Raw genomic sequence first — 15,621 nt, forward strand, 5'->3', positions numbered from 1 at the left:
CCTGATCGATGCGGAGGCGCACACGCGCCGCCGACGTCACTTTCTGCCCTGCCGTTTTCCAGCCCGAGATCGCCATGAACGCATGCTCTTCCCTGCGCGGCACCGCCGCCCGTCATCCGATGCCCCGCGCGTACAGCACCCTGGCCCTGGCCTGTGCGCTGTGCCTGACCTCGACGGCGATGGCGCAGACGCCCACCACCACCGCGACGGCCGCCAGCGCCCAACCCGCCGCCGCCGGCACCGACGCCACGACCAGCGACGCCAGCGCGACCCCGGCCGCGGCCACCTACGACCCCAGCGTCTACTTCAAGGCCACCGGCAGCGCCGACAGCAACGCCGGTGCCGAGGCCGACGGCGACGAAGCGCTGGCCGCCGGCGAGGCCGCCTCGGCGGTGGGCACCGGCGCCATGGCGCTGGGCGGCGGCGCGGTGGGCTACGCCAACCACGCGCTGGCGGTGGGCCACAACAGCCTGGCCACCGAGATTTCCACCACCGCCATCGGCGGCATGCTCGACTTGGATTTCTCGAACGTCTCCAACGGCGTGACGATCCTGCAGCAGACCTCCGCCACCGGCGTGGCCGCCACCGCGCTGGGCGCCGGCGCCCAGGCCAGCGGCAAGTACAACGTGGCCGCCGGCGCCGGCGCGATCGCCAGCGACCGCTCCAGCGTCGCCGTCGGCGGCATCGTCGACGTGGGCGAGGAGATGAATCCGGGCTTCGGCGCCGAAGGCACCCAGTTGCAGGCCACCCAGGCCACCGGCCCGCTGTCCACCGCGCTGGGTGGCGGCGCGCTGGCCACCGCCTACAGTTCGACCGCGGTCGGCGCCCTGTCCGAAGCCAGCGCCAACCGCAGCGTCGCCGTGGGCACCACCGCGGTGGCCAACCAATACGCGGCCGTGGCGGTGGGCGCGCAGAGCACGGCCACCGCCGAGTGGGCGAGCGCCTTCGGCAACGGCGCACGCGCCTGGGGCACCCACAGCGTGGCGGTCGGCGCCAGCGCGTTCGCGCAGAGCGACGACGGCACGGCGGTCGGCCCGGCCGCCTTCGCTGGCGGTGTCGGCGCCACCGCGCTCGGCAACGGCTCCTGGGCCGGCGGCACCCGCAGCCTGGCCCTGGGCGGGGGCATGGTGTGGAACGGCAACTTCTTCCTCGACACCCCGGTGCTGTTCTACGACAGCATCGCCGTGGGCACCAACGCCGATGTGTTCGGCGACCACTCGATCGCGATCGGTGCCGGCGCGCGGGTCGGCAATTCGCAGTTCGTCGACGACAAGCAGACCATCACCAACAACAGCGTGGCGCTGGGCGCCGGCTCGGTCGCCGAACGCGACAACACCGTGTCCATCGGTGCGGTGGGCGCCGAGCGCCAGCTGACCAACCTGGCCGCCGGCACCATGGACACCGATGCGGTCAACCTGGCGCAGTTGCGCAACGTCGCCGCCGCCTTCGGCGCCGGCAGCGTGGTCGATGCCAACGGCAACCTGATCGGCGGCAATTACCTGGTGCAGGGCAGCCACTACACCGACCTGGGCTCGGCGATGGGTGCGCTGGACACCGCGCTGACCGGCTTCGGCAACCGCCTCGACGCGATCGGCGGCTCCGGCGGGGTCAGCATCGGCGGCGGCGATGGCGCGGCCACGGCACCCAGCACCGGCGCCGGCACCAATGCCGTGGCCGTGGGTTCCGGGGCCACCGCCAACGGCAACAACGGCCTGGCGATGGGCGCGCAGGCGCTGGCCTACGGCCCCAACGACACCGCCATCGGCGCCAACGCCACGGTCAATGCCGACGGCAGCACCGCGGTCGGCGCCAACGCCCGCGTTGCCGCAGTAGCGACCAATGCGGTGGCGCTCGGCGAGAGCGCCAGTGCCTCGGCCGCCTCGGCCACCGCGCTCGGCCAGGGTGCCTCGGCCACTGCCACCAACGCGGTGGCGCTGGGCCAGGGTTCGGTCGCCGACCGCGCCAACACGGTCTCGGTGGGCAGCGCCGGCAACGAGCGGCAGATCGCCAACGTCGCCGCCGGCAGCGCCGGTACCGATGCGGCCAACGTGGCGCAGATGCGCGCCGGCGACAGCGCCACCCTGAGCAGCGCCAACGCCTACACCAACACCCGCATCACCGCGCTGGACGACAGCTTCAACCAGTTGCGCACCGACACCGAACACCGCCTCGACGGCATGGATCGGCGCATGGACAAGCTCGGCGCGATGAGCGCGGCGATGCTCAACATGGCAGTCAACGCCGCCGGCACGCAGAGCCCGCGCGGGCGCGTGTCGGTCGGCGCCGGCTTCCAGGGCGGGCAGCAGGCGCTGTCGATCGGCTACGCCCGCAAGCTCGGCGCGCGTGCCTCGTTCAGCCTGGGCGGCGCCTTCAGCAACGGCGAGTCCTCGGCCGGCATCGGCGTGGGCGTGGACCTGTGATGTCGCGCGGCGCCACGCGCGCCGCGGTGTTTCTTCCTCTTCCTCTTTTTTCCAGGATCTGCAGATGATGTCTTCCAACACGCTCGCCGCTGCCCTCGCCGCCGTCCTGTTCGCCGCTGGCGCGCAGGCGGCCACTCCCACCATCGGCCTGGGCCGCGTGCAGGGCCCGGTGCCGCAATCGGCCAACCCCAACGACCTGGGCCAGCGCTTCATCGTCAAGACCCGCGACGGCGGCACCCAGGCGCGCAGCCTGCTCGCCACCACCCTCAGCAGCGCGGTGGCACGCAGCGGCATGCAGCGCGCGCAGATCGCCAGCGACGGCCTGACCGTGCGCAGCGCCGTCAGCGCCAAGGTGCTGCGCGACATGGCGGTGCCGGGCTGGCACGTGGTGCAGACCTCGCGCCACCTCAGCGACAGCGAGCGCACCGCCTTCATCAACGAACTGAAGGCCGACCCGTCGGTGGTGTCGGTGCAGGTCGACCGCCTGTACCGGCGTCTGGACGAGGCCAGCGTGCGCCTGCCGACCGCCGTCGCGGCCGCCGCCTCCACCACCCCCAACGATCCGGCCTACGCCCAGTTGCAGTGGAATTTCCACGACCCGGTCGGCGGGGTGAACGCCGAGCGGGGCTGGACCCGCTCCACCGGCAAGGGCGTGGTGGTGGCGGTGGTCGACACCGGCGTGGTGCAGAACAATCCGGACCTGGCCGCCAACGTGCTGCCCGGCTACGACATGATCACCGACCACCGCGTCTCGCGCCGCGACACCGACGGCCGCGTGGCCGGCGGCTACGACCTGGGCGACTGGGTCGAGGCCGACTACTGCAACGCCCTCGGCGGCTCCGGCAACGCCCCGGAGCCGAGCTCGTGGCACGGCAGCCATGTCTCCGGCACCATCGCCCAGGTCACCAACAACAACCTGGCCACCGCCGGCCTGGCCTACGACGCGAAGATCCTGCCGGTGCGCGTGCTCGGCTCCTGCGGCGGCTTCGGCAGCGACATCACCGACGGCATGCTGTGGGCCGCGGGCCTGCCGGTCGCCGGCCTGCCGACCAACCCGAACCCGGCCGAGGTGATCAACATGAGCCTGGGCAGCAGTTCCCCGGATACCTGCCCGCAGATCTACCAGGACGCGATCGACCAGATCAACGCCAAGGGCACGATCATCGTGGTCGCCGCCGGCAACTCCAACGCCAACGCCGCCACCTACACCATGTCCTCCTGCAACGGCGTGATCAGCGTCGGCGCCTCGCGCATCAACGGCGGCCGCGCGAGCTATTCCAACTACGGCACCCGCGTGGACATCGCCGCGCCGGGCGGCGGCGGCGACATCGACGGCAACCCGGGCGGCTACATCTTCCAGGTGATCAACGGCGGCTCGCAGAGCCCGACCAGCGACTGGCAGATCGGCGGCATGGCCGGCACCTCGATGGCCTCCCCGCACGTGGCCGCGGCGGTGGCGCTGGTGCAGAGCGTGGCCACCACCCCGTTCAGCTGGACCGGCATGCGCGACCTGCTGCGCGCCAGCGCACGGCCGTTCCCGGTGGCGATCCCCACCAGCACGCCGATCGGCGCCGGCATCCTGGACGTGGACATGCTGCTGCAGATGGCCACCACCCCGCCGTGCAATCCGTCGGACAGCACCTGCGTGCCGCCGACCAAGACCCTGGTCAACAAGGTGGAGATGCGCGGCCTCGGCAGCCAGGGCGGCGACGCGCTGTACAGCTTCCAGGCCGCCGCCGGCACCGCGGTCAGCTTCATGACCTTCGGCGGCAACGGCAACGTGGCGATGTACGTGTCGGCGGGCAAGGTGCCGACCAGCAGCAGCTACGACGCGCGCTCCACCCGTGCCGGCACCACCACCCAGACGGTGCGCCTCACCCCGTCCAGCGCCACGACCTACTACGTGCGCCTGAGCGGCAGCTACAGCGGCCTGACCGTGGTCGCAAGGCAGTAACGCGACCGCGCGGCGGCGCCGTTCGCCGCCGCGCCACGTCCGCGGGAGAAGACCCTGCCGCCGCGATTCCGAAAGCAGCGATGTGCCTACCATGACGCAGTTCGCCCGCCTTCCGGCGGGCATTTTTTTGGGCGCTGCGGTGCGCCGCGATGCGGCAAGCCCCTCTCCCATCGGGAGAGGGGTCTGAGTAAGGGGACGGCACGAGGCGCGGGGCGATGGGCGGCGCGAGGCTGCGCCCTGCCCTCATCCGGCCCTCCGGGCCACCTTCTCCCGGTGGGAGAAGGAAAAGCGCTAGCGGCTTTCGCGCAGGAACCGGGCCATCGAGGACACGCCCGGCAGCGCCGGCTGGAACTGCCCGGCGACGTCGACGAAACCGCGCATCACCGCGATCTCGCGCGGGGTGCGGTTCAAGGTATCGCGCAGTTCCGGATCGGCGCCGGCGCGCAGCAGGCGCTGCACCAGCAGCGGCAGGCCGTGCAGCGCGGCCAGGTGCAGCGGGCCGAAGCCGCGCGGATCCTGCACCTCCAGGCTGACGTCCTCGTCGAGCAGGCGCTCGACGCCGGCCAGCACCACCGGCTCCTCGCAGGCCGTGCCCGGTTCGGCGCGCGCGCCCAGCAACAGCAGCAGCGGCGTGACCCCGCCGGCGGAACCGCGGTCGGCCTCGGCGCCGGCAAGCAGCAAGGTGTCCAGCAACGCCAGCAAGCGGGTCTTGTCGCGCGCGGTGAAGCCGTACAGCGCCGCGCAGTGCAGCGGCGCCAGTTGCTGCGCGTCGCCGGCATGCACGTCGGCACCGGCGGCCAGCAGCCGCGCGGCGATGTCCGGCAGGCCCAGCGCGCAGGCCAGCATCAGCACGGTGACCCCGCCGGGCAGGCGGTGTTCGATCTGCGCACCGGCCTGCAGCAGGGCGGCGACGATCTCGGTCTGGCGCATGCTCACCGCCGCCGACAGCGGCGTGGCGCCGCTGGCCGCGGCGTGCTGCAGATCGGCGCCGCGCGCCAGCAGCAGCTTCACCGCCGCGGCATGGCCGCCACCGGCGGCGCGCAGCAGCGCGGTGCAGCCCTGCGCATCCACCGCATCCACCGGCAGGCCCAGATCGATCAGGCGGCGGATCGCCTCGGCATCGCCGACCATCGCCGCGGCCGGCACGTCGGCCTCGCGCAGCGGACGCCGCGGCAGCGGCCAGGTGCGCCAGTCCAGCCAGTCGGCCAGGTCGCGGCGGCCGCTGGCCAGGGCCACGCCGAGCGGGGTCTGGCCGTCGGCGGCGCGCGCGTCCGGCGAGGCGCCCTGCAGGATCAGCAGTTTCAGCGAGGCCTCGCGGCCCAGCGCGGCGGCCAGGTGCAGCGCGGTCATGCCGTGGCTGTCGCGTGCCTCGCGGTCGGCGCCGCGCTCGAGCAACTGCAGTTGCAGGCGCAGCCAGCCCAGCCGCACCGCCAGCGACAGCGGCGGATCGCCGGCCGGCGACGGCGCGAACGGATCGGCACCGCGCTCGAGCAGTTCCAGCGCGAACTGTTCCAGCGCGCGCGAGGCGTGATCGTGCTGGGCGCAGGCGGCGAGCAGGCGGGTCAGGCCGCCGCGGCCGGCCGGCGACACGCCGTGGCGGAGCATCGCCTGCAGGCTGGGCACCGCCTCCACGCCGCGCGAGAGCAGCGCGAACATCGGGGTATCGCCGCAGGCATCGAGCACTTCCGGCGCGGCGCCGTGCGCCAGCAGCCAGTCCACCGCCTGCGCGTTCAGCGCCAGCGGCGCATCGTGCAGCAGCGCGCCCAGTTCCTCGGGCGCACACAGCCGCGCCAGCGCGGCCAGGCCCTCGCGCGGCTGGCCCAGTTGCAGGCCCTCGCGCAGCAGTTCCAGCGGCGGCCGGTCAGGCAGGCCGGCCGGGCCGCTCTCGCCCTGGCCGTCGCTGACTGCGGCCGGCAGCGGATAGTCCGGGTCCAGCGCGGACACGATCGCCCAGCGCCCGGCCTCGGCGGCCAGGTCGACGGCGCGGCGGCCGCTCTGGTCCGGCTGCGCCGGCGCCACGCCCAGTTCGAGCAGGCGCCGGATCAGGCCGGGGGCGACGTGGTCGGCGGTGCAGGCCAGCAGGATCGCATTGCGGCCGTCGCCGTCGACCGCGGTCAGATCCGGCTTGTGCGGCAGCAGCCGTTCCAGCACCGCCACGCGGCCGTGGCGGGCGGCTTCCAGCCACGGCGTGCGGCCCAGCGCGTCGCGCGCTTCCAGGTTGGCGCCGGCGCCGAGCAGGGCCTGCACGATCTCCACGTGGCCGGCCTGCGCCGCCTCGTGCAGCGCGCTGCGGCGCTGGCGATCGCGCGCGTCGACCCGCGCCTTGTGCTTGAGCAGCAACTGCACGCCGGCCGGATCGTCTTCCTCGGTGCCGGCGGCGGCCAGCAGCACCGGGCTGGCCTCGGCTGGCTCCGGCTTGGCGCCGCGCTCGAGCAGGAACTTGGCCATGCGCCAGTTGCCGACCTGGCAGGCCACCGCCAGCGGAGTCAGGCCGTCGCGGTTGGCCGCGTCCAGTTCGGCGGCGGCGTCGCGCAGCAGCGCGGCCACGCCCGGGTCGGAACTGCGCGCGGCGTGATGCAGCGGGGTGTTGCCGTCGCCATCGCTGGCGCGCGGGTCGGCGCCGTTGGCGAGCAGGGTCATCACCGCCTCCGGGCGGCCATGCCAGCTGTCGCGGGTGGCGGCCAGCAGCGGGGTCATGCCCAGGTGCGGGCGATTGACGTCGACCCCGCGCACGATCAGTTCGCGCAGCAGGCGCAGGTCCGGCAATACCGCGGCCAGCACCGGCAGGCTGCGCTGGTCGCGCCACTCGGGGGCGGGCAGCGCGTGCGGATCGGCGCCGGCCTGCAGCAACTGCAGCGCGCGATCGACGCGGCCGCCGCGGGCGGCGTCATACAGCGCCGCATGCAGTTCGTCCTGCGCCGGCGGCGGCTCGTCGGCACGCGGCGCGGTGTTGGCGCTCAGTTCGGCGAACAGGTCGGCCGAGGACACCGGCGGGGTCAGCGTCTGCGGCGGCGCCACCCGTTGCAGGCCGGCGTGCAGCAGCGGCGACAGCAGCGCATAGGCCAGCGCCAGCGGCCAGCGCGCGGCGTCGGCGAGCAGCCCCGGCCAGGCCAGCACCACGCCGAGCCCGGCCAGCACCAGCACCAGCGCGGCCACCGCCAGCCCACGCCAGGCCTGCACGTCCTGCTGCGCCAGCGCGTGCCAGCGTGCGCCCAGCGGGCCGCCCTCGGCATCGCTGCCGTGCCACAGCGGCCAGGTCCGCCACAGCCCGAGCAAGGCCGCACTGGCGGCCACGCTCAGCGCCAGCGCCGCGGCCAGGCTGCCGCTGTCGTGCAGGGCCGCCAGCGGCCAGGCCACCAACACCGCGACCAGCGCCATGCCGCCGGCCCACAGCACCAGCAGCGGCGCCGCGGCGCCGACCAGCTCGCGCGCCGCGCGCGGACGCGGCCGGCTGCCGCGCTGCCAGGACAGCGCCAGGGCGAACGCCGGCTGCGCCAGCCAGGCGCCCAGCGCGGCGGCCAGCGGGCCGAATCCGGCGGCCAGCGCCAGCACCGCGCCGAGCGCGGCGGCGAGCATCGGCGCACGCGCGCGGAGAAAGGAGTCAGTCATCGTGTCGATCGGTGGTGCCGGGCAGGGACGGCGGCAATTGCAGATGGAAGCCGCAGCCGGCGAGGTTGGCGCGCACCGCGGCCGGATCGGCACGGGCCAGTTTGCGTTCGGCGGTCAGCGCCACTTCGAGCACGAACGCCAGCGGCTGCAGCGACGCCAGCAGCGCCGGCGGCAGACGGCCGAAGTCGTCGCGGGCGGCGAGATACAGATAGGTGTCCGGCTTGCGTTGGCTTTTGTAGACGTAGGCTTGCATGCCCGTGGCGTGCGCCTGGCGTGGAAAGGCAAGCGATTGTGGAGGAAATGCGCCAGCGGCGAAAGCGCACGCCGGCCCTGCGCTGAACGGATCCAGGGCAGGCGCGCCATTCACGTTCGCCTCGTTGGCGGTTCACGGCATCACCGAATGCGTCGATATACTGCGGTGATTGTCCTTGTATGGAAGACCGCGTGACCGAAGCGTCCTCGTCGCCCCGGATGGCCCCGGTGGCCATCCGCGCCTACACCGCGACCAACGCGCTCGGCAGCGGGCTGCAGGCCCAGGCCGCGGCGCTGCGCGAGGGCCGCAGCGGCCTGCGTCGCAACGATTTCGGCCCGCAACCGCTGGAATGCTGGATCGGCCGGGTAGATGCCCTGGAAACCGCCGCACTGCCGGACGCCCTGGCCGTCTGGGAATGCCGCAACAACCGCCTGGCCTGGCTGGCGCTGCAGCAGGACGGCATGGCCGCCGCCGTGGCCGCCGCGGCGCAGCGGCATGGCGCCGAGCGGGTGGCGGTGGTGATGGGCACCTCCACCTCCAGCATCGGCGCCAGCGAGGAGGCCTACACCCGGCTCGAGCATGACGCGGACGGCCCGCGTCTGCCCGCCGACCTGGACCGACCGATCGTGCACACCCCGCATTCGCTCGGCGACTTCGTGCGCGCCGCCACCGGCCTGCGCGGCCCCTGCATCACCGTCGCCACCGCCTGCTCGTCCAGCGCCAAGGTGTTCGCCCAGGCGGCGCGGCTGATCGCCGCCGGCGTGGTCGATGCGGCCCTGGTCGGCGGCGTGGACACGCTGTGCGGCAGCGTGCTGTTCGGCTTCAACTCGCTGCAGGTGGTATCGCCGGAACCGTGCCGGCCGTTCGACGTGCGCCGGGTCGGGCTGTCGCTGGGCGAGGCCGGCGGCTACGCGCTGCTGGAACGCGCCGATGCCGCCGACGCGCCGCCGGCGCAGGCGCTGCTGTGCGGCTATGGCGAATCCAGCGACGCGCACCACATGTCGGCGCCGCATCCGCAAGGGCTGGGCGCCGGCCTGGCGATGCGCGGTGCGCTGCAGCGCGCCGGCGTGGATCCGGCCGAGGTCGGGTATCTGAACCTGCACGGCACCGCGACCCCGGCCAACGACAGCGTCGAGGCCGCCGCGGTGGCGGCGCTGTTCCCGCCCACCCTGCACGCCAGTTCGACCAAGGCCTGGACCGGACACACCCTCGGCGCCGCCGGCATCGTCGAGTCGGTGTTCGCCCTGTTGGCGCTGCGCGACGGCCTGCTGCCCGGCACCCTCAACAGCGAACTGCCCGACCCCGCCTGCGGCCCGCAGATCCGCTTCGCCACTGCCCATGCACAGGTCCGCTACGCCATGAACAACTCCTTCGGCTTCGGCGGCAACAACTGCTCGCTGCTGTTCGGCCGCGCATGAGCACGCCGATGCTGCACGCGACGATCGAAGGCATCGGGTTCTGGGCGCCGGGGCTGCCGTCGTGGACGCTCGCACAGGCGTTCGCCCGCGGCGAAGGCGCGCCGCTGGAGACGCCCGGCCGGCCGTCGCCGCAGTTGCTGGCGCCGAACGAGCGCCGGCGCGCGCCGGACACGGTGGCGGTGTCGCTGGATGCGGCGCTGGCCGCCTGCCAGGACGCCGGCCGCGACCCGGCCACGCTGCCGTCGGTGTTCACCTCCACCCACGGCGACCTGGCGATCACCGACTACATGTGCACCACCCTGGCCAGCGACCCGCTGTCGGTGTCGCCGACCAAGTTCCACAACTCGGTGCACAACGCCGCCGCCGGCTACTGGACCATCGGCGCCGGCGCCACCGCCGCGGCGACCGCGATCAGCGCGCACTCGGGCAGCTTCGCGCAGGGCCTGCTGGAAGCGCTGTCGCAGCTGGCCGCGGGCGAGGACGCAGTACTGCTGGTCGGCTACGACAGCCGCTCGGTGGGCGCACTGGGCCGCATCGCGCGCAGCGAAGGGCTGCTCGGCGGTGCGCTGGTGCTGAGCGCCGGCGCACGCGACGGCAAGCCGCAACTGCAGGTGCAGTTGCGCGACGGCACCGCCGCGGCCGGCGAGGGCCCGCTGACGCGCCACGCCGCCGGCAACGCGATGGCGCCGATGCTGCCGCTGTTCGACGCGCTGGCGCTGGGCGGCAGCGGCTGCGTGCTCGACGCCGGCGGCGGCCGCTGCCTGCAGGTGGAGTTGCGCGCATGAGCCGCACGCCGCTGACCGCCGCCGACGCCGCGATCCTGATTCCGGCCCTCAACGAACGGCTGCGCATCCGCGAGGTGGTCGGCGACGCGCTGGCGCACTGCCCGCGGGTGATCGTGGTCGACGACGGCTCCGACGACGGCACCAGCGACTGCATCGCCGACCTGCCGGTGACCCTGCTGCGCCACCCGCAACGCCGCGGCAAGGGCGCGGCGCTGCGCAGCGGCTTCGCCGAGGCGCAGCGCCAGGGCGCGCGCGCGGTGATGACCATGGACGGCGACGGCCAGCACAGCGCCGCCGATTTCCCGCGGCTGCTGGCCGCGGCCAACCGCCATCCCGGCTGCGTGATCGTCGGCGCGCGCCTGCGCAAGCGCGCCAGCCAGCCGCCGATCCGCCGCATCGGCAACGATTTCGGCGACTGGGGCATCGCCTGGGGCTGCGGCTTCCGCCTGGTCGACAGCCAGAGCGGCCAGCGCCTGTACCCGAAGTCGGTCTACACCCTGCCCGACGTGCCCGGCGAGGGCTTCGTGTTCGAGGCGCAACTGCTGATCTCGGCCGCCCGCCAGGCCGGCGCGCGGGTGGTGGCGGTGCCGATCGAGACCCGCTACGCCAGCCAGACCCCGGGCACGTTCCGCAAGAGCCACTTCCGGCTGGTACGCGATCTGTGGAAGATCACCTCGCACGTGATCGTGCAGGTGTGGACCTACGGACACGTGGTACGCGAGTACCGACGCACCCGCGCCAATCCGGTGCTGATCGACGACGCCGACGGCACCCTCGACCCGGCCCCCCTGGCCGTCGCCAAGGAAAAGACGACATGAATGCAGCGCAGGCGGATGTGGCGATTCTGGGCGGCGGGCTGGCCGGGCTGACCCTGGCGCTGCAGTTGCGCCAGCGCGACCCGCAGCTGCGCATCCGCGTGCTGGAACGGCGCGCGCACCCGGTGCGCGAGGCCGCGTTCAAGGTCGGCGAGTCCTCGGTGGAGATCGGCGCGCACTACTTCGCCGAGGTGCTGGGCCTGCGCGAGCACCTGGATGCCGAACAGATCCGCAAGTTCGGCTTCCGCTTCTTCTTCTCCGACCGGCGCGCCGACATCGACCAGTGCACCGAACTGGGGGTGAGCCAGTTGCTGCCCACGCCGTCGTGGCAGATCGACCGCGGCCGCTTCGAGAATTTCCTCGGGCAGCGCGCGCGCGCGATGGGCGTGGAGTTCCTCGACGGCAGCACCGTGCGCGGCGTCGACCTGGCCGAGGACGACGGCGACCACTGCGTGCGCTACAGCTGCGACGGCGCCGACGCCCACCTGCAGGCGCGCTGGGTGATCGATGCCAGCGGCCGCGCCGGCCTGCTCAAGCGCAAGCTCGGCCTGGCCCAGGACAACGCGCACCAGGCCAACGCGGTGTGGTGGCGGGTGGACGGGCTGGTCGATCCCAACGGCTGGTCGCAGGACAGCGCCTGGCTGCAGCGCTGCACGCCGCCGGACCGCTGGCGCTCGACCAACCACATGTGCGGCCCCGGCTACTGGTTCTGGCTGATCCCGCTGTCCTCCGGCGCGCATTCGCTGGGCATCGTCTGCGATGCCGCGATGCATCCGCTGGAGACCATGAACACCCACGCCAAGGCGATGGACTGGCTGCGCACGTACCAGCCGCAGGTGGCCAGCACGCTGGAGCGCAGCGAGCACACGGTGCAGGACTTCCTGTTCCTGCGCGACTTCTCCTACGGCTGCAAGCAGGTGTTCTCGGCACAGCGCTGGGCGCTGACCGGCGAGGCCGGCGTGTTCCTGGATCCGTTCTATTCCCCGGGCAGCGACTTCATCGCCATCAGCAACACCTACATCTGCGAACTGATCGGACGCGAGCGCGCCGGGCGCGACATCGCGCCGTATGCCGAGCTGTACCAGCAGCTGTACTTCTCCTTCTACGAGAACACCCTGACCCTCTACCAGGATCAGTACCCGCTGTTCGGCGACGCCCAGGTGATGCCGGTCAAGGTGATCTGGGACTACACCTACTACTGGTCGCTGCTGGCGCCGCTGTACTGCACCGACCGCATCGCCGACCTGGCGGTGCTGGGCCGGCTGCGCCCGGCGCTGCAGCAGGCCAGTGCGCTCAACCTGGGCATGCAGGCGCTGCTGCGCGACTGGGGCGCGGCCAACCGCGCGCAGGCGGCGGCGGTGGCCGACGGGCGGCTGTTGGACCAGTACCTGATCGGCTGGTTCCACGAACTCAACCGCGCGCTGAGCGACCGGCTGGACGACGCTGCCTTCGTCGCCCGCCTGCACGGCAATGTCGCGCGCATGGCGGAACTGGCCGGGGAGATCCTCGCGCGCGCCCGCCAGCAGCATCCCACGCTGGCCGACCACGGCCTGCTGGACGCCTGCCGCGATGCGCAGACGCCGCTGCCGGTGCTGTCGCCGGCCTGGTACGCGGACGCGGCCTGATCCACGCGCAGGGCCATGCCGCCCTGCAACAACGCGCGCTCGGCCCGCCGCCGCGGCACGCCCAGCGGACGCCTCCATTGCGCGTCACGCGTCACATCGGGCGAATATCGCCCACGCATTCGCGTTTTCGCACGCAACCCGGTTGACGCCCCCGCGCCACCGGCGCGACACAGGCCCCCCGCGCCCGGCGCCCCTCAGGAGAACTCCATGCGCTCCACGCTGCTCGCCTTGGCCCTGCCCTTCGCCGCCCTGGCCGCCCCGACCACCGCACATGCGCAGAAGGCTCCGCGCGCACCGGCCACCCCGGCACCGCTGCAACAATCCTGCGACGCGCTGGCGAGCCGGCTCGCCTACCCCGGCACCCGCTTCACCGCCGTGCACAGCGTGGCCGCCGGCGCCCTGCAGGTGGCCGGCCAGCCGATCGGCGCGCATTGCCAGATCACCGGCCTGATGCACGAACGCGTCGGCACCGACGGCCAGTCCTATGCGATCGGCTTCGAGATGCGCTTGCCGGCCGCATGGAACGGGCGCTTCTTCTACCAGGCCAACGGCGGCCTGGACGGCAACGTGGTCCCCGCGCTTGGCGACATCGGCGGCGGCGGCCAGCGCGACAACCCGCTGCGCATGGGCTTTGCGGTCATCAGTTCCGATGCCGGGCACAGCAACGCGCAGAACCCGCTGTTCGGCCGCGATCCGCAGGCGCGCCTGGACTACGGCTACCAGGCGGTGCAGGCGCTGACCCCGATGGCCAAGCGCGTGGTGCAGATCGCCTATGGCAAGGCGCCGGACTACAGCTACTTCGGCGGCTGCTCCAACGGCGGCCGCCACGGCATGGTCGCCGCCGCACGCGACGCACAGGACTACGACGGCATCCTGGTCGGCGATCCCGGGTTCCACCTGCCCAAGGCGGCGATCGCCGACCTGGCCGCGGCCCAGCAACTGGCGGCGCTGGCCGGCGGCAGCGATACGCGCAGCGGCCTGAGCGCCGCCGAGCGCAGCCTGGTGGCCGAGCGCATCGTCGCCACCTGCGATGCGCTGGACGGCGTGCGCGACGGCATGGTGCAGGACGTGGTCGCCTGCCAGCGCCGCTTCGACCTGAATCGCGACGTCGCCACCTGCGGCAGCGCCGGGCGCACCGGCCAATGCCTGACCCCCGCGCAGAAGCGCGCGCTCGGCGCCATCCACGCCGGCGTGCGCAACAGCGCCGGCACGCCGCTGTACGCGCCCTTCCCCTACGACCCGGGCATCGCCAGCGGCGACTGGGCGGGCTGGCGGCAGGACGCCTCGCTGACCCTGGTGCCCGGATCGGTGGCCTTCGGCTTCGTCACCCCGCCGGAGGATCCGGCGGTGCTGCAGGATCTGAAGAAGTATGCGCTGCAGTTCGACATGGACCGCGACGCGCCGAAGATCTTCGCCACGGCCGGCGCCTTCCGCGAATCGGCCTGGTCGTACATGACCCCGCCGAACGAGACCCAGCTGACCACGCTGAAGAAGCGCGGCGGCAAGCTGCTGATCTACCACGGCACCGGCGACGGCATTTTCTCCTTCGCCGACACCGCGGCCTGGTACGACCGCCTGCGCACGGCCGACGCCGACGCCGCCAGCTACGCGCGCCTGTTTGCGGTGCCGGCGATGGCGCATTGCGCCGGCGGGCCGGCCACCGACCAGTTCGATGCGCTGACCCCGCTGGTGGCCTGGGTCGAGCAGGGCCAGGCGCCGGTCGCGATCGTCGCCAACGCGCGCGGCAGCGGCAGCGCCGCGCCCAACAACGAGGTGCCGGCCAGTTGGAGCAGCCAGCGCAGCCGGCCGCTGTGCCCGTATCCGCAGGTGGCGCGCTATGTCGGCGGCGACGTGGAGGCGGCGTCCAGCTTCGTCTGCCGCTGAGCGCAGACCGCCGTTGCGCCGCCGGCATCGCGGCGCAACGGCGGCGCGGTCGTCAGCCCATGCCGCCGTTGATGCCGATGACCTGGCCGTTGATGTAGGCGGCCGTGTCCGAACACAGGAACGCGACCAGCGCGGCCACTTCCTCCGGCTTGCCCGGGCGTCCGGCGGGGACCATCTGCTTGATCGCCTCCGGCGGGAAAGAACTGTCCGCCATCGCGCCCTGGATCACGCCTGGCGCGACCACGTTGACGCTGATCCCGCGGCTGGCCATTTCCCGCGCCAGCGACATGCTGGCGCCATGCAGCGCGGCCTTGGCCGCGGCGTAGTTGGTCTGCCCGCGGTTGCCCAGCACGGCCGCCACCGAGGACACGCTGACGATGCGGCCCCAGCGCGTGCGCGCCATCGGCAGCAGCAGCGGCTGGGTGACGTGGAAGAAGCCGTGCAGCGAGACGTCGATGACCTTATGCCACTGCGCCGCACTCATGCCCGCCATCGGCGCGTCGTCGTGGATGCCGGCGTTGTTGACCAGCACCTGGATCGGGCCGGCCTCCAGCAACGCCGCCAGCGCCTGCGCGCTGGCCTCGGCATCGGCCACATCGAAGGCCACCGCCTCGGCGCTGCCGCCGGCGGCGACGATCGCCTCCACCACCGCCGCCGCCCGCGCAACATTGGCATTGGCATGCACCACCACGTGCAGGCCCTGCGCGGCCAGGGCGTGGCAGATCGCGCCACCGAGATCGCCGCTGCCGCCGGTGACCAGGGCGCGGCGCGGTGCGGGGGATGCAGACATCGGGAATCCTCGGTCGCAATGAAGGTGGGCCGTCATCCTAACGGTTCATTCGCGCGCTCGTAGGCGCG

General features: G+C 73.3%; 10 protein-coding genes. 7 read left to right on the forward strand and 3 right to left on the reverse strand.

Annotation, left to right across the window (positions count from 1 at the left end; genetic code table 11):
• Nucleotides 1-74 precede the first annotated feature (74 nt).
• Nucleotides 75-2,420, forward strand: a complete 2,346-nt coding sequence (locus tag AC1PLR_RS20250) for a YadA family autotransporter adhesin (RefSeq protein WP_481102128.1) — start codon at nt 75-77, stop codon at nt 2,418-2,420.
• 64 nt (nt 2,421-2,484) lie between these two features.
• The gene (locus AC1PLR_RS20255; protein WP_481102129.1) at nt 2,485-4,374 is read left to right on the forward strand and encodes a S8 family serine peptidase; all 1,890 of its coding nucleotides are present in this window, start codon (nt 2,485-2,487) and stop codon (nt 4,372-4,374) included.
• Nucleotides 4,375-4,665: 291 nt separating this feature from the next.
• Here AC1PLR_RS20255 and AC1PLR_RS20260 read toward each other — a convergent pair whose 3' ends face one another.
• Together AC1PLR_RS20260 and AC1PLR_RS20265 are read right to left on the reverse strand one after the other, a co-directional pair.
• Nucleotides 4,666-7,983 carry an ankyrin repeat domain-containing protein gene (locus AC1PLR_RS20260; protein WP_420008267.1) on the reverse strand — a complete coding sequence of 1,106 codons (3,318 nt, stop codon included), beginning with the start codon at nt 7,981-7,983 and terminating at the stop codon, nt 4,666-4,668.
• Nucleotides 7,976-8,236 (reverse strand): YcgL domain-containing protein, encoded by a 261-nt coding sequence (locus AC1PLR_RS20265; RefSeq protein ID WP_010342688.1) that lies wholly within the window; start codon nt 8,234-8,236, stop codon nt 7,976-7,978. The genes AC1PLR_RS20260 and AC1PLR_RS20265 overlap by 8 nt, the downstream gene beginning before the upstream one ends.
• A 218-nt stretch (nt 8,237-8,454) precedes the next feature.
• On the opposite strand from AC1PLR_RS20265, the gene AC1PLR_RS20270 reads away from it, so the two are divergent.
• The 5 genes from AC1PLR_RS20270 (at nt 8,455) to AC1PLR_RS20290 (ending at nt 14,763) form a co-directional block, all read left to right on the forward strand.
• Entirely contained in the window at nt 8,455-9,654 is a 1,200-nt protein-coding gene (locus tag AC1PLR_RS20270) for a beta-ketoacyl-[acyl-carrier-protein] synthase family protein (protein WP_420010276.1), read from the forward strand.
• An 8-nt stretch (nt 9,655-9,662) separates the two neighbouring features.
• Entirely contained in the window at nt 9,663-10,439 is a 777-nt protein-coding gene (locus AC1PLR_RS20275; protein WP_481103649.1) for a beta-ketoacyl synthase chain length factor, read from the forward strand.
• A complete protein-coding gene (locus AC1PLR_RS20280; protein WP_481102130.1) occupies nt 10,436-11,257 on the forward strand; it encodes a glycosyltransferase family 2 protein in 822 nt (273 codons plus the stop codon). Before AC1PLR_RS20275 ends, AC1PLR_RS20280 begins: the two co-directional genes overlap by 4 nt.
• Nucleotides 11,254-12,879 (forward strand): NAD(P)/FAD-dependent oxidoreductase, encoded by a 1,626-nt coding sequence (locus AC1PLR_RS20285; RefSeq protein ID WP_481102131.1) that lies wholly within the window; start codon nt 11,254-11,256, stop codon nt 12,877-12,879. Before AC1PLR_RS20280 ends, AC1PLR_RS20285 begins: the two co-directional genes overlap by 4 nt.
• 207 nt (nt 12,880-13,086) lie before the next feature.
• Entirely contained in the window at nt 13,087-14,763 is a 1,677-nt protein-coding gene (locus AC1PLR_RS20290; protein ID WP_481102132.1) for a tannase/feruloyl esterase family alpha/beta hydrolase, read from the forward strand.
• Between the two features lie 52 nt (nt 14,764-14,815).
• Here AC1PLR_RS20290 and fabG read toward each other — a convergent pair whose 3' ends face one another.
• Entirely contained in the window at nt 14,816-15,553 is a 738-nt protein-coding gene (gene fabG, locus AC1PLR_RS20295; RefSeq protein ID WP_481102133.1) for a 3-oxoacyl-ACP reductase FabG, read from the reverse strand.
• Nucleotides 15,554-15,621: the final 68 nt, after the last annotated feature.

Source organism: Xanthomonas sp. NCPPB 3570, from assembly GCF_056725115.1.

Coding starts and splice junctions, on each gene's coding strand:
- AC1PLR_RS20250 (WP_481102128.1), top strand. CDS start 75: ATGAACGCATGCTCTTCCCTGCGCGGCACCGCCGCCCGTCATCCGATG.
- AC1PLR_RS20255 (WP_481102129.1), top strand. CDS start 2,485: ATGATGTCTTCCAACACGCTCGCCGCTGCCCTCGCCGCCGTCCTGTTC.
- AC1PLR_RS20260 (WP_420008267.1), bottom strand. CDS start 7,983: ATGACTGACTCCTTTCTCCGCGCGCGTGCGCCGATGCTCGCCGCCGCG.
- AC1PLR_RS20265 (WP_010342688.1), bottom strand. CDS start 8,236: ATGCAAGCCTACGTCTACAAAAGCCAACGCAAGCCGGACACCTATCTG.
- AC1PLR_RS20270 (WP_420010276.1), top strand. CDS start 8,455: ATGGCCCCGGTGGCCATCCGCGCCTACACCGCGACCAACGCGCTCGGC.
- AC1PLR_RS20275 (WP_481103649.1), top strand. CDS start 9,663: ATGCTGCACGCGACGATCGAAGGCATCGGGTTCTGGGCGCCGGGGCTG.
- AC1PLR_RS20280 (WP_481102130.1), top strand. CDS start 10,436: ATGAGCCGCACGCCGCTGACCGCCGCCGACGCCGCGATCCTGATTCCG.
- AC1PLR_RS20285 (WP_481102131.1), top strand. CDS start 11,254: ATGAATGCAGCGCAGGCGGATGTGGCGATTCTGGGCGGCGGGCTGGCC.
- AC1PLR_RS20290 (WP_481102132.1), top strand. CDS start 13,087: ATGCGCTCCACGCTGCTCGCCTTGGCCCTGCCCTTCGCCGCCCTGGCC.
- fabG (WP_481102133.1), bottom strand. CDS start 15,553: ATGTCTGCATCCCCCGCACCGCGCCGCGCCCTGGTCACCGGCGGCAGC.